This is a genomic window from Anaerococcus sp. HMSC075B03, from assembly GCF_001815585.1.
Lineage (GTDB): Bacteria > Bacillota > Clostridia > Tissierellales > Peptoniphilaceae > Anaerococcus > Anaerococcus vaginalis.
Genome location: NZ_KV821186.1, coordinates 1 through 23,261, shown reverse-complemented (window position 1 = coordinate 23,261; position 23,261 = coordinate 1). Strand labels below are relative to the sequence as shown.

Below are 23,261 nucleotides of genomic sequence, written 5' to 3'. Positions count from 1 at the left end.
GAATCTTATGGAAAATTCAGAATATAATGCATCGAACATTAGGGTCTTAAAAGGACTTGAGCCAGTAAGACTAAGACCTGGAATGTATATAGGTTCAACAAGCGAAAGGGGACTTCATCACTTAGTTTACGAAGTTGTAGACAATTCTGTTGATGAGGCTCTTGCAGGTCGTTGTGACTACATAAAAATTAGTATAGATGAAAATAATATTGTAACAGTAGAAGATGATGGTTCAGGAATTCCTATTGAAAAGCATCCACAAACTGGAAAATCAACCTTAGAAACAGTTCTTACAGTTTTGCACGCTGGAGGAAAATTTGACGATAAGGCTTACAAGGTTTCAGGAGGACTTCACGGAGTAGGAGTTTCAGTTGTAAATGCTCTAAGTGAATATTTGATTGCAGAAGTAAAAAGAGAAGGTCATATTCATAGAATGACTTTTGAAAGAGGAAAACCAACAAGTGATCTTGAAATAATTGGGGATACAAAAGAAAGTGGAACAAAAATAACTTTTAAAGCAGATCCAGAAATTTTTGATGTAACTGTTTATGATAAAAAAACCCTAGAAAATAGATTTAGGGAAATGGCCTTTTTAAATAAGGGAGTAAGACTTATTTTTGAAGATAAAAGAGATGAGTCAGAAATTGAATTTAAATATGACGGTGGAATCAAAGAATTTGTAGAATATTTAAATAGAAATAAAACTCCAATTTTTAAAGAAGTTCCATATTTTGAAGGACGTCAAGAATCTACAGAAATAGAAATTTCTTTTCAATATACAGATGGATATAGCGAAAATATCCTAACATTTGCAAATAATATTTACACCCTAGAAGGTGGAACTCATCTTTCAGGATTTAGGTCAGCTTTGACAAGAAGTGTAAATGATTATGCTAGAAAATATAATTTATTAAAAGAAAATGAAGATAATCTTCAAGGAGATGATGCAAGAGAAGGAATTACTGCAATTATTTCAGTAAAAATTTCAAATCCTCAATTTGAAGGACAAACAAAGGGAAAACTTGGAAATAGCGAAGTAAGAGGAGCAGTTGATGCCTTTTTCTCAGAGCACATGGGAAATTTCTTAGAAGAAAATCCAAAAATCGCTAAATCAATAATTCAAAAAGCCCTAGCATCTAGAAGGGCAAGAGAGGCTGCAAGAAAGGCAAGAGATTTAACAAGAAAAAGATCAATTCTTGATTCAACAACTCTTCCAGGAAAACTTGCTGATTGCCAATCACAAGATATAGGAGAAAATGAAATCTTTATAGTCGAGGGTAATTCAGCCGGTGGATCTGCAAAAGGCGGTCGTGACAATAGAATTCAAGCAATTCTTCCTCTAAGAGGAAAAATAATGAATGTAGAAAAGGCAAATCTTGATAGGATTTTAAATTATGAAGAGATAAAATCAATGATTACAGCTTTTGGTACAGGAATTGGTTCGGAATTTGATATAAGTAAACTTCGTTATGGAAAAATTATAATTATGACAGATGCCGATGTAGATGGGGCTCACATTAGAACCTTACTTTTGACATTTTTCTACAGATACATGAAACCACTTGTTGATGGAGGACATATTTATATTGCCCAACCACCACTTTATAAAATTTCAAGTGGAAAAAAAGAAAGATATTGCTATACAGATAAAGAGTTAGATGAAATTGTAAAAGAATGGAAAGTAGATAATTACAAAATTTCTAGATACAAGGGTCTTGGAGAGATGAACGCAGAGCAATTGTGGGAAACAACTATGGATCCAGAAAACAGAGTCTTACTTCAAGTTTATGAAAAAGAAGATTCACAAATGTCAACAGACGCAACATTTTCAATGCTAATGGGTGAAAAGGTAGAACCTAGAAGAGAATTTATAGAAGAAAACGCCCAATATGTTGAAAACTTAGATGTCTAGGAGGATAAATGACAGAAGAAAGCTATAAAAATATCATAGAGGTAGATCTCGAAAAGCAAATGAGAAGTGCTTACTTGGAATATTCCATGTCAGTAATTGTTTCAAGAGCCCTACCAGATGTACGTGATGGATTAAAACCAGTTCATAGAAGAATTTTATACGGAATGGAAGGACTTGGACTTGATCCAAATAAGCCAACCAGAAAATCAGCCAGAGTTGTCGGAGAGGTTATGGGTAAATTCCACCCTCATGGAGACTCTGCAATCTACGATGCCCTTGTAAGACTTGCTCAAGATTTTTCAACTAGGTATCCTTTGGCAAGCGGTCAAGGAAACTTTGGTTCAATTGATGGCGATGATGCAGCGGCTATGCGTTATACAGAAGTTAAAATGAGCAAAATTGCCAAGGAAATGCTTAGAGATATAAACAAAGATACAGTTGATTTTATGCCAAACTTTGATGAAGAAGAAAAAGAACCAACAGTTCTTCCATCAAGATTTCCAAATCTTTTGGTAAATGGATCAAATGGTATAGCAGTAGGAATGGCAACCAATATGGCTCCTCATAATTTGGGAGATTCTATTGATGCTTGTATTGCTTATATGAAAAATCCAGAAATTTCTATAAAAGAATTGGCAGAAATCATAAAAGGACCAGATTTTCCAACTGGAGCACAAATTCTTGGAAAAGCTGGAATCAAAAAAGCCTACAAAACAGGACGTGGAAAATTAAAACTTCGTGCTGTTGCAAAAATTGAGCCATTTAAGAAAAACAGGGAAAGAATAATTGTTACAGAAATTCCTTACCAAGTAAACAAGGCAAATTTAATCAAAAAAATTGCTGAATATGTTAAAGATAAAAAGCTAGAAGGAATTTCAGATATTAGGGACGAATCCGATAGAAAGGGAATGAGAATTGTAATTGAGGTAAAAAGGGATGCAAATGCAAATATTGTCCTAAATAATCTCTACAAACAAACTCAACTTGAAACAACTTTCGGAATTATAAATCTTGCCCTTGTTGATGGGGTTCCAAAAATTCTTGACTTAAAAGAACTTATAAAATACTACATTGAACATCAAAAAAATGTAGTAAGAAGAAGAACAATATTCGACCTTGACAAGGCTCAAAAGAGAAAACACATAGTTGAAGGTTTGATTATTGCCATTGATAATATCGATGAAATTATAAAAATAATCAGATCATCTTATGATAACGACCAAATTAAAAAAATATTTAATGAAAGATTTGGCTTAACAGATTTACAATCTCAAGCAATTCTTGATATGCAATTAAAAAGACTATCAGGTCTTGAAATTGAAAAATTGCAAGCAGAAGATAAGGAACTTGCTGAAAAAATCGAATATTTCACATCAATTTTAAATGATGAAGAAAAATTAATTGGCGTTATTGAAGAAGAAATTTTAGAAATAAAAGAAAAATTTGCTGATGACAGAAGAACGAAAATTGTTCCAGATGAGGGAGAATTTGATATTGAAGAATTAATTGAAAAAGAAGACGTATTAATTTCTTTAACTCATGATGGTTATATAAAAAGACTTCCAATAAATACTTATAAGGTACAAAATAGGGGAGGAAAGGGAATTTCCGCTGGAAATACAAAGGAAAATGACTTTATCCAAAAAATTCTTACAACAAACACTCACGAATCCCTACTTTGCTTTACAAATCTTGGAAGAGTTTATTCACTAAAATGCTACGAAATTCCAGAAGCAAGCAGGCAATCAAGAGGTCAAGCTATAATAAATATAATTTCTCTTGCAACAAATGAAAAAATAACTGACATAATGGAATTGTCAGAGCTAAGTGACAACAGCCAATTAGTGTTCCAAACTGAAAAGGGAAAAATCAAAAAAACTGATGCCCAATTATTTACAAATATTCAAAGAAATGGAATTATAGCAATTTCACTTGAAGATGATGATAGACTTGTTTCAATTAGGCAAATAGATCATCCTTGTGATATAATTGTAACAACTCAAAAAGGAATGGCAATAAAATTTGCCTCATCAGACATCAGGTCTATGGGAAGAAATGCTCAAGGAGTAAGGGCAATTAGACTTGGAGATGATGATAAAGTTGTGTCAATGAATATAGTTGAAGATGAAGTTTATTTGGTAGTTGTAACTGCAAATGGTTTTGGTAAAAAAACATCCTTCAATAATTTTAACAATCAAAATAGGGGAGGAAAAGGTGTAAGATGCCACAAAATTACAGAAAAAACTGGAAATGTGGTAGCAACTCTTCCTGCTAATTTGGATGACGACATAATGATGGTTTCCTTAAAAGGAGATATGATTAGAATATCAGCAAGAGACATATCAACAACAGGTAGAAATACCCTAGGAGTAAAATTAAAGAATTTAGAAAATACTGAGGACTTTATTGTTTCTGTAACCAAATATTATGAAGAAAACAGCGAGGACTAGAAATGTTTAAGGCAAATATTGAAGAAAAAAATGATCACTTATTAGTAAAACTTATTGGGGATTTAGACGTTTATTCAAAAGAAGATTTTTCTAAATTTTGCGATGAGTCTTTAAAAAATACTGATACAGATTTTATAATAGACCTTGAAAAATTGGATTATATAGATTCAACAGGTCTTGGTATGTTTATAAATATATACAAAGACCAAAAAGAAAAAGACAAAATTGTAAAAATAATTAATCCAAAAGAAAATATCAAAAAATTATTTAAAATAACAGACATAAGTGATTTATTTGAGATGGAGGAATAATGGATACCATAAGTTTAACAATTCCACCAAAAACCATTTATTTAAAATCAATGAGACTTTTAGCAGCAAGCCTTGCAAGCGACATTGGCTTTGATATAGAAGAAGTTGAAGATATAAGAGTCGTTGTATCAGAAGCAATAAATTATAAAATGAGCGATAGAAATATAAAAATAAATTTCTATACAAAAGAGAATTTAATGAAAGTAGAAGTTATAGGAAAAGATAGGGAAATTGAAGAGGAAAATCTAAAAATCAAACAAATTATCCTTGAACAATTAGCAGACAAGGTAGAAGTTGTTGAAGATAAGATAATACTTACAAAAGAGAAATAATTATGGCAGATACAAAAGAATCTCTTGAAAGAAAAAAAGAGATCAAAGAAAAATTTGAACAATTTTATAAAACAAGGGACAAGGATCTGAGAAATGAACTTATAGAAGATCATATGTATATAGTCGACATCCTTTCCAACAAATACGTAGGAAAAGGAATCGAAAAAGATGACCTTTATCAAGTAGCATCTCTTGGTCTAATCTATGCCATTGATAGGTACGATCCATCAAAAGGATACGAATTTTCATCCTTTGCAACCCCAACAATAATGGGCGAGCTAAAAAGATATTTCAGGGACAAAGGTTGGGTAATAAGAGTTCCAAGAAGAATTCAAAATCTCTACAAAAAAATAAATGTAGCAAAAAAAATTCTTCCACAAGAACTCCAAAGAACCCCAACTATAAAAGACATTGCAGCTTACCTTGGAGAAGACGAAGAAACAATTCTTGAAACAATAGAGGCAAGCAAGGTTTATTCTCCACAAAGTTTGGATATGAAATATCAAGTCCAAAAAGGAGAAAATTCCGTAGATTTATCCGACATGATAGGAGAAGACGACAAAAATTTTGATTCAGTAGAATTAAAAGATTTGATAGATAAGTCAACCGAAAGACTAAACGACTTAGAAAAACAAATTTTAGAATTAAGATACTACGAAGGAAGAACCCAAGTAGATATAGCAAATAAACTTTCTATTTCTCAAATGACAGTATCAAGAATAGAGAAAAAAATTCTACAAAAATTCACAATAGAAATGCAAAAAATGCAATAATAACTAGCAGTTTATCTGCTAGTTATTTTTTTGAAAATTTTTAAAAATTTAAGAAAATTTCTCAAATATTTTTTGAAAATATAATTTTTTAAATTTTATAAATTACAATTTAGTCTATTAATATGCAAATGAAGCAAAACTTATTATTTCAATAGTTTAGCTTAATAAATCAAAAAAAATCTCTGATTTTTCTACAAAAAAAACTTAAAATTTTGTATAAATATAAAAATATAAAATTTTAAAAAAATTTTTTTCATTTAAATTTATTGAAATTATCAGCAACAAATGGAGTTTGACAAAAACATAAATATAAACTATAATGTATTCATATAAATCAAAAATAAAAAAGAAAAGAGGAGAGAAGGATGAATGTAAAAAAAGTTTTCTCACAAGCTTTTGCGCTTGGCTTAGTTTTAACACTTACTGCTTGTGGCGGTAGCGGAAACAAAGACAACAACGGCTCAAATGCTGGAGACAACAATGCAAGTAACGAACAAGCTAAGGATGAAGAATTTAAAAAGCAAACTAATGATGATACACTTGTAGTAGGTGTTGATTCACTTGGTGGAGAATTCATCCAAGGTTTTAATAACAGCCAAAATGACGTAAGAGCAAGAGAATTTATGGGAATCCAAGGTTCTGTTGGTTATGATACTTACGTTAAAGATAAGGGCGGAAAATATGTAGTTAATAAAACAGTTCTTGATGGAGATCCTCAAGAAAAACAAAATGAAGATGGATCAAAAACTTTTACTTTTAAAATTAAAAAAGATTTAAAATGGTCTGATGGTAAGCCTGTAACAGCTGATGATTATTTATTTAAAGCTCTTTTACACTCACCACAAGATTATGCTCTAATAACAGGATCTACTGAAATAGGTGGAGATTCATTAAAGGGTTACAATGACTTTAGAGAAGGAAAAACTAAAGAATTTGAAGGTGTTAAAAAAATTGATGATCATACTTTTGAAATTACACTTGATTCATCATTCTTACCATACTTTGAAGAAGAATCTTTAAAGGTAATGAACCCAAGACCAATTCACTATATTGCTCCAAACTTAACAATTGATGGATCTAAATTTGCTCTTAAAGATGGTTATAAATTATCAGACGATGATAAAAAAGCCTTCATTGAATCACTTGATAAGCAAATTGAAACAGAAAAATCTTCTTATGATGAAGAAGTAAAAGAAGCTGGCGAAGAAGATCCAGAATACAAAAAAGAACACGAAGAGAAATTAAAAACTCTTGAAGATAAGAAAAAATCTGCAGAAAGCGGAAATGATATAGACCCTACAGAAATGCTTGTAGAACAAGCTATGCTTTTTGATGCAAATGACTACAGAAAAGCACCAAAAGTTACTTGTGGACCTTACAAATTTGTTTCATTTGAAAACAATATGGTTAAGATGGAACTTAACGACCAATATGCTGGAGATTTTGAAGGACACAAAGCTACAATTCCAAATGTAATCATTCAAGCAATAAACCCAGAAATATCTGTAGACCTTGTTAAAAATGGGGACATAGATGTATTCGAAGATGAAATGAATGGTTCAAGAATTTCTCAAATTAGAAAAGCTGCTGAAGAAAAGAAATTGCAATATGTAGCTTACGACAGAAATGGTTATGGATGTTTATCATTCTTAGATGATAGGGGACCAACTCAATACAAAGAAGTAAGACAAGCAGTAGCATTTTTAATGAACAGAGATGATTTCGTACAAAACTTTGCAGGTGGATATGCAGTAGTAACAAACGGAATGTATGGTTCTAGCCAATGGATGTATAAAGAAAGAGGAGCTGACGTAGAAGCTAAACTTACAAAATATACATTAAATGTTGATGAAGCTAACAAGAGATTAGATAATTCTCCATACAAATTTGAAAAAGATGGAAAAACTCCTTGGGATGTTAAAAAAGCAGCAGAAGAATACAAAAATAATGCTGACAAATTTGATTACTACAGATACGATGAAAATGGAAAGAAATTACAAATCAACCAATTTGGTGCAAAAGAATCAGAAATAACAACACTTCTTTCAAACCAATTACCAGACAATGCTAAACAAGCAGGACTTGAATACAACGTTCAAGCAGGTGACTTTAATACCCTTCTAAACTACAGAGAAAATCCAAAAGAAGGAGATAAAGCAGAATATACAGCATTCAACATTGGACTTGGATTTGGATCACCATTTGATCCTTACTACCAATACAATAGTAAAGGAAATGATAATAAAACAAAGACAAATGATCCAAAAGTTGATAAAATAACTGAAGAATTAAGACAAGTAAAACCTGGCGATAAAGAAGCTTACTTAGATAAATGGGAAGAATTCCAATTATGGTACAATGATTACCTTCCAGAAATTCCACTTTATTCTAACAATATCCACTCATCAGCATCATCAAGAGTTAAAGGATTTGATGGTTTAACACCAGAATGGGCAGTATCTTGCCAAATCAATCAAATGAGTCTTAAATAAGATTTAATCAAATAAAAGACAAAAAGAAGCCATAAATTTGGCTTCTTTTTAATTGATTTAATTGATGAGTATAAAATTTCTTTTTATTTGCTTAGTATAAAAATTAGAAAAGGAATATGATTACAAAATTTTTTGAAATTTAGAAATATAAATAGTAAAAAAATGTAATTAATTTAAATTATTAACTTGTTTTATAAGGAGTTTTTTATTTGCTATGATTTTTTTACATTTCATAAATTTAGCTAATAGAAATCTATTTCTAGAAAATCCACAATATTTTTTTGCTTTCTAATCAAATTTATTTTCCTTTTTTAATATCATTTTTTATTAATTTATATTTTTTATTTTTATTAATTCCTAAATTCATCTTTATAAATTAAAATCATTAGAGTATTAACGTATTGTAGAATAATTTTTCAATTAATATGCATTGAGATAAGTTTTTGCTCATGAATAATGAATTTTTAAAAATAAATGTCAATCTTTATAAGTTTATGACAAATTTTTCGTTGACAAATATAGGTTTTTATATTAATATAATGGTTATGATATTATAAGTTTACTCTATCTAATTTTTTTATATTTATTTATAAATTTCTATAAGTAATATTTTCTTAGTCAAAATCTTTGTTGAAAATCATAAAGATTTTTAATTAATCAATATGAGTAAAATATTAGATGGTAAGCTTAAAAACATAAGGAAGGGATGAATATGTTAAAATACATAGTAAAAAGAATCATTAATTTGATTCCTGTAGCCATAATTATATCTATTTTGGTTTTTGTACTTTCTAAATCAATGCCTGGCGATCCTGTTTTAGCTATGATGCCAAAGGATGGAAGAATGACCAAGGCTCAACAAGAACAAATGTATAAAAATCTTGAGAAACGTTATGGTTATGATAAATCGTTGCCAGAGCAATATTTTATGTGGATGGGAAGAAGTTTGAAGGGAGATTTTGGTGAATCTACTCAAGCTAAAAGACCTGTTAAGGAATATCTTTCTGAACCACTTAAAAATACAATTTTATTAAATATAGGTTCGACTCTTGTTTCTTTTGTGCTTTCGGTGCTTATTGGAATAAGATCGGCTGTTCATAAGGGAGGATTTTTTGATAAGTTCTTCCAGGTGTTTACTCTTGTTGGAATTTCTTTGCCTACATTTTTTATAGGATTATTTTTGATATTCTTATTTGCTTTTAGGCTAGGATGGTTCCCTGCTAATGGTATGCCTAGAAATAATACTTTTGGCGAATGGGTTAAGTATTTAATCCTACCTACTTTAACTTTAACTTTTGGTTCTATGGCATCTATTTCTAGATATGTAAGAAATTCTATGCTTGATTCTTTAAATGAGGATTATATTAGAACTGCAAGGGCTAAGGGTTTAAAGGAAAAAACTGTAATTTATTCTCACGCTTTTAGAAACGCCCTAATTCCAGTTGTAACTGCTATGACTTGGGCTGTTTTATCAATGTTTTCGGGTTCTGCTATAACTGAAACTATTTTTGCTTACAGGGGAATTGGAAATATTCTTATTAAATCTGTTTTAGCTCAAGATTATAATGTTATTCTTGCTTTAACTATGTTTTATGCAATTTTAACTCTTCTTGGAAACTTGATTATGGATATTGCTTATGCTCTTGTAGATCCTAGAGTAAAATTGGAGGCTTAATATGAAAGATGAATTAAATAAATCATTTAAATCTTTTGGTAGATTAGTTCTTTCTTTATTTACTTTTGGAACTAGGGCAAATAATGAAGAATCTGATGTAAATCTTGGAGATGTTAATCCTAAAAATGAAAATGAGTCTTTGAAGGAAGATGCTATTACTTCTCCTGGAAAAATGGCTGTAAAAAATTATTTTAGAAATCCTTTGGGAGTTATTGGTCTTCTTTTGATGCTTGGAATTATTCTAGCAGTTTTTGTTGGATCAGCATTAATTCCTTTTAATCCTTACCAATCTGAGGGTAACCTTATAAATGTTTCTGCAGGTTCTGGATATATGAAATATCCTTCTGAAATGGAAAAAGAAGGTGTTGAAAGAATTTCTGTAGGAAATACTTTTGGTGTAGGTCTTACTAAAAAGAAAAATTTCTATTATTGGGGCAAAAATAACGAAGATAATGTTATGAAAATGCCTGATGATATAAAGGAAAAACTTGATGGTAAAAAAATAAAAGATGTTGCAGCTGGGGATAGACATATTCTTGTTGCAACTGAAGATAATGAAGTTTATGGTTGGGGTAATGATTCATTCCAACAAACAAAACTTCCACCAATGCAAGAAAGCCAAATAAAAGAAGAAGGAATCAAAAAACTTGGTGGCGGAGTTCAATATTCTGTAGTTTTAACTGAAAAAAATAATATATATGTTTGGGGTTCTACTATGAACTCAAGACTTGATCTTATTCCAAAAGAAGTTCAAGGAAAAGTTGTTGATTTTGATACAAGCGGTTCAAATATTTTGGCTGTATTAAAAGATGGCTCTACAAAACTTCTTGGTGTAAGAGGAGCTGAGGTAGATGTTGGAGCGCCAGATGAAATTAAAAATAATAAAGTTAAAATTTCTAAGGTTGCCTTAACTTCAAATTCTGCGGCAGCCCTTGATGAAAATGGAAAACTTTATGTTTGGGGACCTTCTAGAGATAACTTATCTGGAGATAATGTTCCAAAAATTAAGGGCAAAATTAAAGATATAGTTGCAGGAACAAATCATTTTACTGTCCTTGCTGAAGATGGAAAATTATATTCTTGGGGAAATAATAATTATAGCGAAGCAGATGCTCCTAGTGGAAAATATGAAAAAGTATTTTCTGGTTATTTCAACAATTATGCTGTAAGCAAGGATTCTAAAATTGATACATGGGGACTTAAAGGATTTAAATTTGGATCAGATGACCAAGGTCGTGACATTTTTACAAGATTAATTCACGGTGGAAAAATGACCATAATAATTTCTTTTGTATCAGTTCTTATCCAAGTAGTTCTTGGTGTAATTATTGGTATGGTTTCAGGTTATGCTGGCGGACGTGTTGACAATGTTTTGATGAGAATTACAGAAATTGTTCAATCATTCCCATTTTATCCATTAATTATTACACTTTCAGCCCTACTTCCTGTAAATACTAGTCAAAATACAAGACTTATGATGATCATGGTTTTACTTGGTGTTATTGGATGGACAGGAATTGCAAGACTTGTACGTGGACAAATTCTTGCTGAAAGAGAAAGAGATTATGTAATTGCAGCTAAAGCCCTTGGTGTTACAAATTCGTCAATTCTTGTAAGACATATTTTGCCAAATATTCTATCAATAATAATTGTAAATGCAACTCTTGGATTTGCAGGAAACCTACTTACTGAAGCAGGTCTATCATTTTTAGGATTTGGTGTTCAAGAGCCAATGCCATCTTGGGGTAATATGATGACAAGTGCCCAATCATCAGATGTAATTAATATTTATTGGTGGAGATGGGTAATTCCAGCTCTTGCAGTATTTTTGGCAGCATTTTCAGTAAACTTGATTGGAGATGCCCTAAGAGATGCAATAGACCCAAGATCAAATGAGAGATAGGTGTAAAAATGAAAAATTTACTTGAAATAAAAAAACTTCATACCTACTTTGAAACAAGACGTGGTCTTATAAAAGCAGTAAATGGAGTATCATGCACAATTGAAGAAGGAAAAACTTTGGGTTTGGTTGGAGAATCTGGTTCTGGAAAAAGTCAAACTGCTATGAGTATTTTGCAACTTTTTGAGCCAAACCAAAAAATCTACAGCGGAGAAATTATTTTTGATGGTAAAAAGATTTCTGATTTTAATAGAAATCAAATGGAAAAGGTAAGAGGAAATGATATTTCTATGATTTTCCAAGAACCTATGAGTTCACTTAACCCAGTTTTTACAGTGGAAAAACAAATTTCAGAAGTTTTAATTCTTCACAAAAAAATGAATAAAAAAGAAGCGGCAAAAAGAGTGGAGGAATTACTTGCTCAAGTAAAAATTCCAAATCCTCACGTTGTTGCCAAACAATATCCATTTGAGCTTTCTGGTGGTATGAACCAAAGGGTTATGATTGCCATGGCACTTGCTTGTGAGCCAAAATTATTAATTGCAGATGAGCCAACAACAGCCCTTGACGTTACAATCCAAGCTCAAATTCTAAAATTGATGAACGAATTAAAGGAAAAACAAAATACTTCAATTTTATTTATAACTCACGATTTGGGAGTAATAAATCAAATGGCAGATGAGGTTGCTGTAATGTATTGTGGACAAATTGTTGAACAATCACCAGTTGATTATATTTTCAAACACGATATTACAAAATACAACCATCCTTACACAGTTGCTCTTTTAAATTCTATTCCAGCAATAACAAGCGATAGAAACGAAAGACTTGATATAATACCAGGCTCTGTTCCACATCCACTTAACCTTCCTGATGGATGTAAATTTGCAGATAGGTGTAAGTATGCTACAGAAAAATGTAGGAAAGAAATGCCAGAGCTTGTGGCAGTAAATGAAAATCAAAAAATAAGATGCCACTTTCCAAATAGAAAGGAGAGAGAAGATGGAGAAAAATAATAAAAAGATCTTATTTAAAATAAGAAATCTCAAAAAATATTTCCCAATCAAGAAAAAATCTATCTTTTCTAGGGGAGCAAACGAATATGTCCATGCAAATGAAAATATTTCAATAGATATATTCGAAGGCGAAACTTTTGGTTTGGTTGGAGAAAGTGGTTGTGGAAAATCTACTTTTGGTAGGACAATCCTTCAAATTTATGAACAAACTGAAGGAACTACTCTTTATTATGGAACAACTCTTGATAGACTTGCCCCAGCTTATATGGGAAAAGATATTAAAGAAATTCCAAAAAAATTCCCTTCTTATGATAAGGAAGTTGAAAAACTTCATTCAATTTATGACGAGCTAGAAAAAACTGAAGATGAAGAAAAAAAAGCTGAATTAAACGAAGCTGCTATGCATCAAAGAAGACTTCTCCAAGAAGATTATGAAAATATGATGAGAATAGCAGGAGGACTTCTTGCAAGCGACAATTTGTCAGAAATTTCTTCTATTCTTGATGATTATTACAAAAAAATCAAGGAAAGATCCAAAGTTTTACTAGACATTAAAAAAATTGAAGAAAAAGACGAAGTAAGGATTAGAGATAAAAAAGAATTAAAAGATGCTATCCTAAATGATCCGAAATACAAGGAACTTTTGAATAAAAAAGAAAAACTTGATAAGGAAGTTTTGGAAAAAGAGCAAAAAATATCTGCTAAAAAAGAAGAATTAAAATCAAAAGAGCTTTTTGAAAAATTCGAAAGTTTTGTAGATGATGGAATTGATCTTTCAAGACTTACAAACGAAGAAATGAGAGAGCTTAGAAAAGATCTTCAAATTATTTTCCAAGATCCTTATGGTTCTTTGGATACAAAAATGACAGTTGGAAATATTATTGGAGAAGGTGTCTTGGGTCATGGACTTTTTAAATCAAGAAGTGAAGCAGGCTACAACGAATATATCCAAGATATAATGAACCAATGTGGACTTGCTCCATATTTTATTCATAGGTATCCTCACCAATTTTCTGGTGGACAAAGACAAAGAATTGGAATTGCAAGAGCCCTTGCTTTAAATCCAAAATTTATAGTTTGCGATGAGGCAGTATCAGCTCTTGACGTTTCAATCCAATCACAAATTATAAATCTATTGCAAGATTTAAAAACTGACTTAAATTTAACATATTTATTTATAACCCACGACCTTTCAGTTGTAAAATATATTTCTGATAGGATAGGAGTAATGTATTTGGGAGTTATGGTCGAGCTTTCAGATTCTGATAGAATTTTTGCAAATCCACAACACCCTTACACCAAAGCACTTTTGCAAGCAATACCAAGAACTGATGTTGATAAGGGACAAGAGCTTCAAACAATCGAAGGAGATATTCCATCAGCTGTAAGACCACCAAAGGGTTGTCGTTTCCATACAAGATGTAAATATTGCATGGATATTTGTAAACAATTTGAGCCAGAGCTTAAAGAAGTTGAACCAGGTCATTTTGTAGCTTGCCATTTGATGGATGTATCAGAAGAAACAAAAATGAAAGCCTTCGAAAAAAATGAAGAAGAAAGACTTAAAAAAGAACATGAATTAGCCGAGGAAGCTAATCTATGAAAAGACCAGTAGATCCTTTCAAAAATAAAACAAAAGAAGAAATCTATGAAAAAGAAGAACTTTTAGAAAAAGATAATCTAGAAAAAGACGATAGACTCGCTATGTTTTTGGCAGCTATGAAAGTTTTTTTACCACCAGTTTTATTAATACTTCTACTCTTTACATCCTTAATATTTTTCTTTTAAGATTACAAAATAAATTTAAGGGTAAGAAATTAAAAGAGAAATGATAAAAGAATATGAAAGGAAGTATTATGAGTAAATTTGATTTATATTTTAAACCAGAATGTCCATATTGTTTAAAAGTTTTAAACTTTATGCATGAAAATAAAATTGTAGATTTCACATCTTACAACGTAAAAGATGGAAGAAGTGGAGAAGAAAACACCAAAGAGTTAATAGAGCTTGGTGGAAAAGATCAAATTCCATTTATGGTTTTTGGCGATAAAAAAATGTACGAATCTGACGATATAATAGAATATCTAAAAGAAAACTATTAGAATTAAGCCAGTGGGAAATCCTGCTGGTTTTTTTGTGAGGGAAAAATGAAAAAATTACAATATAAAGACGAAAAAATTTTTGAAAATGAAAGAATGACCTATAAATTAGAAGGAAAGTACAATGTATTGCGTCCTAGTGGTAAATTGGTAGCAAGATTTAAAATAAAAAACTTATTTAGCCTAAGAGGAAAAAGGCAAGCTGTAATAGGAAATTTAAAAATTGAAAAAATGAACGACCAAAAAATAAATGAGGCGAAAATTATAAATAGGCAAATGAAATTAATAGAAAATGGAGAAAATCTAACATTAATAAAAGAAGATGAATTTTTGGCAAACTTTGACTTTACAAAAAACACCTTAGAAATTTATGAAGATGAAAACTTGTGTGTTGCAATATTTTTTGCCTTAAAAAAATTGGAAGAAAATAAAAAATAAGAATGGAGATTTAAGAATCTATATATATTTTTATAAAGAAAAAATACAAAAATCCAAATAAAAAAGGACTTTTGCAAAACTATGAATAATCATAATTTTGCAAGAGTCCTTTAAACATATATATTTCCATATTCATCAGAAGTTTTAGTAAGAGCTATTATAAATTCCACAAAGGCTATTATTGATGGGATAAAAGTCCATGAAAAAATTAAATAAACTATACCTGTGCCGATTTTTCCAGAATAAAATTTATGAGCTCCGATTCCTCCCAAAAAAAACGCCAAAAGCACATAAGCAACTTTATTTACAGCCCTTTTATTGTAAGAGTTTATATAATAATTATTAGTCACATTACTTTTTTCTTCAATCCTATTTACCTTAAAATCATCTTCATCAAAATCTTCATTTAAGCTATGATTTTCAACAAAATTTTTTTCTTTGATTTTACTTACCAAATATCCATCATCTGCCTTAAAAACTTTGACCTTGTCCCCAATTTGAGGAATAAAATTCACATCAGAAAGTTTTACTCTTACAACAGATCCGTCATCAAGACCTACAACTATATCATCAATTTCAATTTTTATAATTTCTCCCATAAATTTCTCCTTATTTTTTATAATTATATCATAATTTGTATAAAAAAAATAAAAAAATCATAAAATTTCCCCAAAGTTGCCCTATAGTTGCTAGCTTTTTTGAAAAACATTACTTAAAATAATATTAAGGAGGACTTATGATTGGACAAAAAATCAAAAACAAAAGAAAAGAATTGAACCTTACCCAAGAATATTTGGCAAAGGAACTAAATATATCAAGACAAGCCGTATCTAAATGGGAAAAAGAAATAAGCGAGCCATCAATGGAAAATTTGGTAAAATTGTCAGAAATTTTTGGAGTAGATATAGGATATTTTAAAAATGAAGAAGATGAATCGAAAATAGGAAAAATTTTTTGGTCATTTCTATACGCCATAATTGGCTTTGCCTTTTACCTAATTTATTATTTTGGAATAGTAGAAGGAGTCTTAAACAAAAACCCAAAAGAAATGCCATTTTTAATATTAACAATTTTTCTAGCCTTGTCAGTAATAGCCTTCCCCCAAGCCATAAAAGATATGGGAGAAAAATTAGAAAAAATAGATTATTTAACATTTTCGAAATTGGTTTTGCCAATAATTTTTATAATTTCGCCTTTTATTGTGTTTTATTATATTTTTAAAAATGAAAGCTGATAATTTTATGATTTTTATGTAATTTTAAGAAAAAATAATGGGGTTGTTGAAAAATATGAATAATCATTATTCAATATTTAGAGGGGTCTCCTAGAAGATTTTTAATAGCACTCTTATATTGAGGCAAAATCTTCATAGAGTTTCCTCTAAAAATTGGGATGATTTATTTATTTTGCAACATTCCAATATTTTTTATTTTCTTATTAAATAGTTAAAGGCTGATAGGGCTGCTGTTGCTCCTGAGCCTGCTGCTATTATTATTTGTTTATAAACGGAATTTATTGCATCACCTGCTGCAAATATTCCTTCTATATTTGTTGAACCGTCTTTTTCTACTTCGATTTCGCCCCTATCTGTGAGTTTTATCTTTCCTTCTAGCCATTCTGTGTTTGGAATTTGACCGATTTGGATAAAAACTCCAGCGAGATCTATTGTTTTTTCTTCTTTTGTATTTCTATCTATATATTCAAGACCTGTTAGTTTTTTATCTCCTAGGAGTTTTGTTGTTTGGGCAGATGTTATAACTTTTACGTTTTGAAAGGATTCTAATTTTGTTTGTAATATTTTATCTGCCTTTAATTCTGGTAAAAATTCGAGAACTGTAACGGTTTTTGCTATTGATGCAAGGTCTATTGCCGCTTCTATTCCTGAATTTCCTCCTCCTACAACTGCCACGTCTTTTCCTTTAAATAGGGGACCGTCGCAGTGGGTACAAAAAGCTACGCCCTTGTTTTTGAATTTTTCTTCTCCATCTATTCCAAGAAGTCTCCATCTTGTTCCTGTTGCAAAAATTAGACTCTTACTATTTATTTTTGCTCCATCTTCTAGGATTATATTAAATTCATCATCTTTTTTTTCGAAATCGACAGCTTTTACTCCCTCTATTATGTCTACGCCAAGATTTTCTACTTGGTTTTTGACTGATAGCATATATTTAGGTCCTTCTGTTTTTAGGATTCCTGTTATATTTTCTATATCGAGAGTTTCGTTTACTTGTCCACCAAATTCGTCTGCAACTATTGCAACTTTTAGGCCTTTTCTTGCTCCATAAATTGCAGCTGTAGCACTACTTGGTCCTGCTCCGACTATCAAGATATCGTAATCTTTGAAATTGGATAAATCTTTTTGGACTTTTTCTGCAACAAGGTCTAAAAGACTTGCCATAGTTTTTTTGCCCCCGTCAAGAAACTCTCCATTTTCAAAAATTGCTGGTACTGCCATAACATCTCTTTGTTCACATATATCTTGGTTTATTGAACCTTCAATCATTGTGTGTGAGATATTTTTGTTTAAAACTGCCATAATATTGAAAGCTTGTACAACCTCTGGGCAGTTGTGGCAGGAAAGTGAAACTATTGTTTCAAAATTTCTTTTTTCCTTTATAGATTTTATTCTTTCTTTTTCTTCAGTGGATATTTTTGGTTCGATTCCACCAACTTGCAAAAGTGCAAGAACAAATGATTCGAACTCGTGTCCCAAAGGAATTCCTGCAAAAACAATTTTTCCGTGTTCAAATTCTCCGTTTAAACTAAAAGCAGGTGTAAAATCTAATTTTTCTTCTTTTATTTTTATCTTGTCAGATAAAGACTCAACATCTTCAACAAAAGATTTTAGTTTTTTTGAATTTTCATCTTCATTTAGCGAAAGTCCAATTGTTACATTGGACTTTAGCATTTTAAGATAAGCCTTTAGCTGATCTTTTAATTTACTGTCTAACATCAGATTTTTCCAACAAGGTCAAGTCCTGGTGTTAGTGTATCATCATTTTCAGAATTCCATTTAGCAGGACATACTTGGTCTGGATGTTTTCTTACATATTGACCAGCTTTAACTTTATATATATTATTTTCTGCTTTTCTTCCGATTCCTCCTGCATTTATTTCTAATGCTTGAATAACATTATCAGGGTCTATAACAAAAGTTGCTCTGTCAGCTTTTCCATCTTCTGTTAAAATATCTAAAGCTTTTGTGAGTTCTTTGTTAGAATCGCCAATCATTTTGTATTGGATTTTTCCTATAGCTTCACTTTCATCATGCCAAGCCTTGTGTACAAAATGTGTATCAACACTTACAGAATAAACTTCTGCTCCCATCTCTTTTAATTGCTCATATTTTTCTTGTAAATCTTCAAGCTCTGTAGGACATACAAAAGTAAAGTCTGCTGGATAAAACATTAAAACTTTCCATTCACCTTCAAGGTCCTTATCGCTAATTTTGATAAATTCATTTGTTTTTGGATCATAAGCATCCAAATTAAATTCAGGTAATTTTTTTCCTATTAATGACATAATATCCTCCATTTTTAAATAAATTACTTTATTTTAAATAAGAAACAAAGTATATGATAATTATACTCATTATAAAACTAAAATCAATATCATAAATTTCAAATAAAAATGCCCTTCCAAAATTTATGGAAAGGCAATTTTAAAAAGCCACTTATAAGTATTTAAGTGGCTCTTTGATGGGCGAAATCTTTTTTCAAAGATTTCCATGAGTTAAACAGTAAAAGTTTATTTTCTAAACTTTCTATTTAATTATATCATTGAATTTACAATTGGTAAAGATAATTAATAATTTGTCCACATAGTTTGGGTATAATTTAATTGAGGTGAATTATGAATATATTATTAGCTTTGGATTCTATTAAAGATTTTGAAAATTCTATTGAGATTGGAAATTATTTCAAGGAAGAATTGGAAAGTGAAAATGTGAATAATGAGGTTAATATTCTTCCATTTTTGGATGGGGGAATGGGGACTGTTGAAATTATGAAGGAAGTTATTGGTGGGGATTTTTCTTATGTTAATGTTCATAATCCTTTGAGTGAGGCTGTAACTTCTAGATATATTATAAAGGAAAATTTGTGCGTGATGGAGATGGCTCAGGCTTGCGGGCTTAGGCTTTTGTATAAGGATAAGCTTGATGTTATGGAATCTTCTTCAATTGGTCTTGGGGAGATGATTGTTGATGGTTTAAATAATGGCTGTGAGAAATTTTTTATTGGCATTGGGGATACTGCAACTAATGATATGGGCATGGGTATGCTTTATGCTTTGGGGGTTAGGTTTTTTGATAAAAATCTTAATTCTTTAAATCCTGTTGCAAAAAATATGATTAAGGTTGATTCTATTGATATGTCTGGTCTTGATAGAAGAATAATGGATGTTGATTTGGAGATTGCTACAAGCCAACCTCTTACTCTTTTTCAAAGAAATTCTTTTTTGGAAAAAAGACCTATTAGAAAGGGAGCAAGTCCTGAGGAAATTTTAGAACTTGAAAAAGCCTGCAAGCATTTTTCTAAAAAAGTTAGTGAGGCTTTGGGTGTAAGCGAAATAGATTTTCCTTATCTTGGTGCTGGTGGCGGAGTTTCTTGGGCTCTTTATATATTTTTTAGGGCAAAAATTTCTAATTCTATGGAACTTGTTTTGTCTTTGCTTGATTTTCAAAAATTGGTTAGGGACAAAGACCTTTTAATTATTACGGAAAATGTTGATGAATTTAATGGGGAAAATTCTATTAATCTTTCTAAATTTGCTAAAAGATATAATGAAAATATAAAAATTATTTTCTTGCAAGATGAAGATTATCCTAATATGAGGGATAATCCTTATATAGATGATATTTATAAATTTAAAATAAAATCTAATCTTGAAAGGGGAGATTATGAGAAAGAAATTAGGTCTGTTGCTAGGACTTTTATTTCTGATAATCTTTCACAGATGGAAAATAAATTTGAGAAAGAGGAGTTATGGCTAAGGGAAAAATGACAAGAATTTTAATGGGAATAAATATCCTAGTTTTTATATTGATGACTGTTACAGGTGGCAGTGAAAATATTGAAAATCTTTTGAGATTTAATGCTATGAGCAAAATCTATATTTATTATGGCGAATGGTGGAGGCTTTTTTGCCCGATTTTCATACATATTGGGATAATACATCTTTTGATGAATATGTATTTTTTAAATAATATTGGAGATGTATTTGAAAGTCTTTATGGCTCTACAAAATTTCTGATAATTTATTTACTTTGTGGAATAATGGGTAATTTATTTACTTATGCTTTTGGAGAGGTAACAAGCGTATCAGCAGGGGCATCAACTTCTTTGTACGGCTTATTTGGGCTTGCCTTGGGGATTATGTTCAATTACAGGGACAACGAATTTCTAAGACAATTTGGCTCAAGCTTTATAGGAATTGTTGCTATAAATATAATATATTCATTTATGGTTCCAGGAATTGGAATTACAGGACATATTGGAGGGCTTTTGGGCGGATTTATTCTTGCAGGATTTTTCCCGATAATGAATATGACTTTGCCAACAAGCACAAGAATTATTTCCCTTCTAGCCTTTGTGCTAATTGCAATAGGCTTTGTATTTATAGGAAATAAATCAATGTTACAAGCCATATAAAAAATTAAACAAAATAAAAGGAGAAAAAATGGATAGAAAAGATATAGACAAGTCTCTAAAATGGGATACAGAAAAAATTTACAAGACAGACGAAGACTTCTACAAAGAAGTAGAAGAAGTAAAAAATCTAATCGAAAAAACTAAGGCATACAAAGGAAAGATTTTACAATCAGCCGACAGTCTTTACGATTTTTTAAAAACAAACGAAAAATTAGAAAGAAAATTTTCAAAACTTGGCGTATATGCCTCATTAAAATCTGACGAAGATACAAGAGTTGCAAAATACCAAGAAATGTCAAAAATAGCAGATAATTTATTTGCAAATCTTGCCCAAGAACTTTCTTTTATAACACCAGAAATTTTGTCAGAAGATTATAATAAAGTACAAACATATATAGAAGAAAAAGAAGAGCTAAAAATTTACGCTCATTATTTTGAAGATTTATTTAGAAATAAAGACCACACCTTGGGCGAAAATGAAGAAAAAATAATAGCTTCATTTGCAAAATTATCCCAAAATCCACAAAACACTTATATGATTTTTTCAAACGCTGACCTTAAATTTCCAAAAGTAAAAAAAGGCGATGAAGAAATCCAAATTACAGACGCAAACTTCACAAACCTAGAGCTAGATTCAAATCGTGAATTTAGAAAAGAAGTTTACGAAAAATATTATACAGTTTACAAGCAATTTGAAAATACAGCAGCCTCCCTTCTTGATGGCGAAATGACAGCAAATAACACCATAGCAAAATTAAAAAAATTCGATTCGGCAAGAGCTATGAGCCTTTTTTCAAATAACATTGACGAAAAAGTTTACGATAATCTAGTAGAAGTAATCCACGACAATATAGAAATCCACAGAGATTACACAAGTTTGAGAAAAAAAGTTTTGGGACTTGATGATTTAGGATTTTACGATATTTATTTGCCATTAGTAGAAGATTATAACAAAACTTACACTTTTGATGAAGCGAAAGAATTAATCCTAAAAGCCCTAGCTCCACTTGGAGAAGATTATATCAAAAAAGCAAGAGAAGGCTTTGATGATAGGTGGTTTGATGTAATGGAAAACGAAGGAAAAAGATCTGGAGGATATTCATCAGGTTCTTATGATACAGAACCATACATTTTATTAAACTATAATGAATCCTTAGACTCCCTTTTCACAACAGCCCACGAATTGGGTCATTCTATGCATTCCTACTACACAAGAAAAACCCAACCATATATCTATGGAAACTATTCAATATTTTTGGCGGAAATAGCATCAACAACTAACGAACTTCTATTATTAAACTATATGATAGACCATGCAAAAGATGAAAAAGAAAAAGCCTATTTACTAAACCACTATGTAAATTCATTCAAATCAACAGTATTTAGACAAACAATGTTTGCAGAATTTGAGCTAGAGGCAAACAAATTAGTAGAAAATTCAATGCCAGTAACAGCAGAAAAATTAAATCAAATCTACCACGACCTAAACGTAGATTATTTTGGCAAAGATATAGAAGTAGACAAATATATATCAACAGAATGGGCAAGAATTCCACACTTTTATATGTTCTACTACGTCTTCCAATACGCAACAGGCTTCTCATCAGCAGTAAGCCTATCAGAAAAAATACTTCACGGAGATAAAAAAGATTTGGAAAAATATCTTAACTTCTTAAAAGCAGGAAAAAGTAAATATCCAATAGAAGTATTAAAAGATGCAGGAGTAGATATGACCAAAAAAGATTCACTCCAAAAAGCAATGGATGCTTGCAAAGAAAAATTAGAAGAATTAAAAAAATCATTAGAAAAATAAAATAAAAAGAGCCTTATAAAAGAGTAAAAATACTTTGAAATAAGGCTCTTTTAAAATGCAAAAAAATAAAAATAAAAAAATTTGACAAAGATAAAAAATCCTAGTATTATATAAAGGCACTGTTAAAGAGCAAAGTCAAAAAGAAAAATAAAAATTGACAAAGTAATTTAAATAGTGTATTATAAATATAATATCACTTCAAACAAACAATCTAAAAAGTAAGATTTTAATAAAAAAATTAAAAAAATACTTGACAAGATAAAATGAACGTGGTATTATATAATAGTCGTTACAAAGTAACGGCATTGAACCTCAAAAAATATATAGAAAACTACAATAAAAGTAAAGTGAATTACTTTGAGTAAACCAAAACGAAAAATGACAAAAGTCAAGATCAAA

The 23,261-nt window shown here is 30.4% G+C and carries 20 protein-coding genes; 17 read left to right on the top strand and 3 right to left on the bottom strand.

Annotated features, from left to right (window positions below; translation table 11 throughout):
• The first annotated feature begins 7 nt into the window (after positions 1-7).
• The 13 genes from gyrB (at position 8) to HMPREF3045_RS05020 (ending at position 15,398) form a co-directional block, all read left to right on the top strand.
• Complete coding sequence (gene gyrB, locus HMPREF3045_RS05080) at positions 8-1,912, top strand: DNA topoisomerase (ATP-hydrolyzing) subunit B (protein ID WP_070607551.1); 1,905 nt, start codon at positions 8-10, stop codon at positions 1,910-1,912.
• Positions 1,913-1,920: 8 nt separating this feature from the next.
• The gene (gene gyrA / locus HMPREF3045_RS05075) at positions 1,921-4,362 is read left to right on the top strand and encodes a DNA gyrase subunit A (RefSeq protein WP_070737531.1); all 2,442 of its coding nucleotides are present in this window, start codon (positions 1,921-1,923) and stop codon (positions 4,360-4,362) included.
• A gap of 2 nt (positions 4,363-4,364) precedes the next feature.
• A complete protein-coding gene (locus tag HMPREF3045_RS05070) occupies positions 4,365-4,673 on the top strand; it encodes an STAS domain-containing protein (RefSeq protein ID WP_070737528.1) in 309 nt (102 codons plus the stop codon).
• Positions 4,673-5,005, top strand: coding sequence for an ATP-binding protein (locus HMPREF3045_RS05065; protein WP_019118861.1), 333 nt, complete (start codon positions 4,673-4,675; stop codon positions 5,003-5,005). Before HMPREF3045_RS05070 ends, HMPREF3045_RS05065 begins: the two co-directional genes overlap by 1 nt.
• A gap of 2 nt (positions 5,006-5,007) precedes the next feature.
• Positions 5,008-5,778: a SigB/SigF/SigG family RNA polymerase sigma factor gene (locus HMPREF3045_RS05060; RefSeq protein ID WP_004839617.1), complete on the top strand. Its 771-nt coding sequence runs from the start codon at positions 5,008-5,010 to the stop codon at positions 5,776-5,778.
• 365 nt (positions 5,779-6,143) lie between these two features.
• A complete protein-coding gene (locus HMPREF3045_RS05055; protein ID WP_070737525.1) occupies positions 6,144-8,270 on the top strand; it encodes an ABC transporter substrate-binding protein in 2,127 nt (708 codons plus the stop codon).
• Positions 8,271-8,982: 712 nt separating this feature from the next.
• On the top strand, positions 8,983-9,945 hold the full coding sequence (locus HMPREF3045_RS05050) for an ABC transporter permease (protein ID WP_019118864.1): 963 nt from the start codon (positions 8,983-8,985) through the stop codon (positions 9,943-9,945).
• Between the two features lies 1 nt (position 9,946).
• Positions 9,947-11,848 (top strand): ABC transporter permease subunit, encoded by a 1,902-nt coding sequence (locus tag HMPREF3045_RS05045; RefSeq protein ID WP_070737522.1) that lies wholly within the window; start codon positions 9,947-9,949, stop codon positions 11,846-11,848.
• A gap of 8 nt (positions 11,849-11,856) precedes the next feature.
• Entirely contained in the window at positions 11,857-12,861 is a 1,005-nt protein-coding gene (locus HMPREF3045_RS05040) for an ABC transporter ATP-binding protein (RefSeq protein ID WP_070737519.1), read from the top strand.
• Entirely contained in the window at positions 12,848-14,464 is a 1,617-nt protein-coding gene (locus HMPREF3045_RS05035; RefSeq protein WP_070737516.1) for an oligopeptide/dipeptide ABC transporter ATP-binding protein, read from the top strand. Before HMPREF3045_RS05040 ends, HMPREF3045_RS05035 begins: the two co-directional genes overlap by 14 nt.
• Complete coding sequence (locus HMPREF3045_RS05030) at positions 14,461-14,649, top strand: hypothetical protein (RefSeq protein WP_070607539.1); 189 nt, start codon at positions 14,461-14,463, stop codon at positions 14,647-14,649. The genes HMPREF3045_RS05035 and HMPREF3045_RS05030 overlap by 4 nt, the downstream gene beginning before the upstream one ends.
• A 68-nt stretch (positions 14,650-14,717) precedes the next feature.
• On the top strand, positions 14,718-14,963 hold the full coding sequence (locus tag HMPREF3045_RS05025) for a glutaredoxin family protein (protein ID WP_019118869.1): 246 nt from the start codon (positions 14,718-14,720) through the stop codon (positions 14,961-14,963).
• 45 nt (positions 14,964-15,008) lie between these two features.
• Entirely contained in the window at positions 15,009-15,398 is a 390-nt protein-coding gene (locus HMPREF3045_RS05020; protein WP_070737513.1) for a hypothetical protein, read from the top strand.
• A 110-nt stretch (positions 15,399-15,508) separates the two neighbouring features.
• On the opposite strand, the gene HMPREF3045_RS09435 is transcribed toward HMPREF3045_RS05020, so the two are convergent.
• Positions 15,509-15,997, bottom strand: coding sequence for a TM2 domain-containing protein (locus tag HMPREF3045_RS09435; RefSeq protein ID WP_070737509.1), 489 nt, complete (start codon positions 15,995-15,997; stop codon positions 15,509-15,511).
• Positions 15,998-16,134: 137 nt separating this feature from the next.
• Here HMPREF3045_RS09435 and HMPREF3045_RS05010 point away from each other — a divergent pair, with 137 nt between their 5' ends.
• Positions 16,135-16,632, top strand: a complete 498-nt coding sequence (locus HMPREF3045_RS05010; RefSeq protein WP_070737507.1) for a helix-turn-helix domain-containing protein — start codon at positions 16,135-16,137, stop codon at positions 16,630-16,632.
• A gap of 192 nt (positions 16,633-16,824) precedes the next feature.
• On the opposite strand, the gene ahpF is transcribed toward HMPREF3045_RS05010, so the two are convergent.
• The gene (ahpF, locus tag HMPREF3045_RS05005; RefSeq protein ID WP_070737505.1) at positions 16,825-18,351 is read right to left on the bottom strand and encodes an alkyl hydroperoxide reductase subunit F; all 1,527 of its coding nucleotides are present in this window, start codon (positions 18,349-18,351) and stop codon (positions 16,825-16,827) included.
• On the bottom strand, positions 18,351-18,920 hold the full coding sequence (ahpC, locus tag HMPREF3045_RS05000; RefSeq protein WP_070737504.1) for an alkyl hydroperoxide reductase subunit C: 570 nt from the start codon (positions 18,918-18,920) through the stop codon (positions 18,351-18,353). The genes ahpF and ahpC overlap by 1 nt, the downstream gene beginning before the upstream one ends.
• A 330-nt stretch (positions 18,921-19,250) precedes the next feature.
• Between ahpC and HMPREF3045_RS04995 the strand changes: the two genes are divergently transcribed.
• From HMPREF3045_RS04995 to pepF, 3 genes are read left to right on the top strand one after another with little or no spacing between them, the layout of a single operon-like run.
• Positions 19,251-20,402 carry a glycerate kinase family protein gene (locus HMPREF3045_RS04995; protein WP_070737502.1) on the top strand — a complete coding sequence of 384 codons (1,152 nt, stop codon included), beginning with the start codon at positions 19,251-19,253 and terminating at the stop codon, positions 20,400-20,402.
• Positions 20,384-21,049: a rhomboid family intramembrane serine protease gene (locus tag HMPREF3045_RS04990; RefSeq protein ID WP_070737492.1), complete on the top strand. Its 666-nt coding sequence runs from the start codon at positions 20,384-20,386 to the stop codon at positions 21,047-21,049. The genes HMPREF3045_RS04995 and HMPREF3045_RS04990 overlap by 19 nt, the downstream gene beginning before the upstream one ends.
• A 28-nt stretch (positions 21,050-21,077) precedes the next feature.
• Positions 21,078-22,862 (top strand): oligoendopeptidase F, encoded by a 1,785-nt coding sequence (pepF, locus tag HMPREF3045_RS04985; RefSeq protein ID WP_070737491.1) that lies wholly within the window; start codon positions 21,078-21,080, stop codon positions 22,860-22,862.
• The last annotated feature ends 399 nt before the right edge of the window (positions 22,863-23,261 follow it).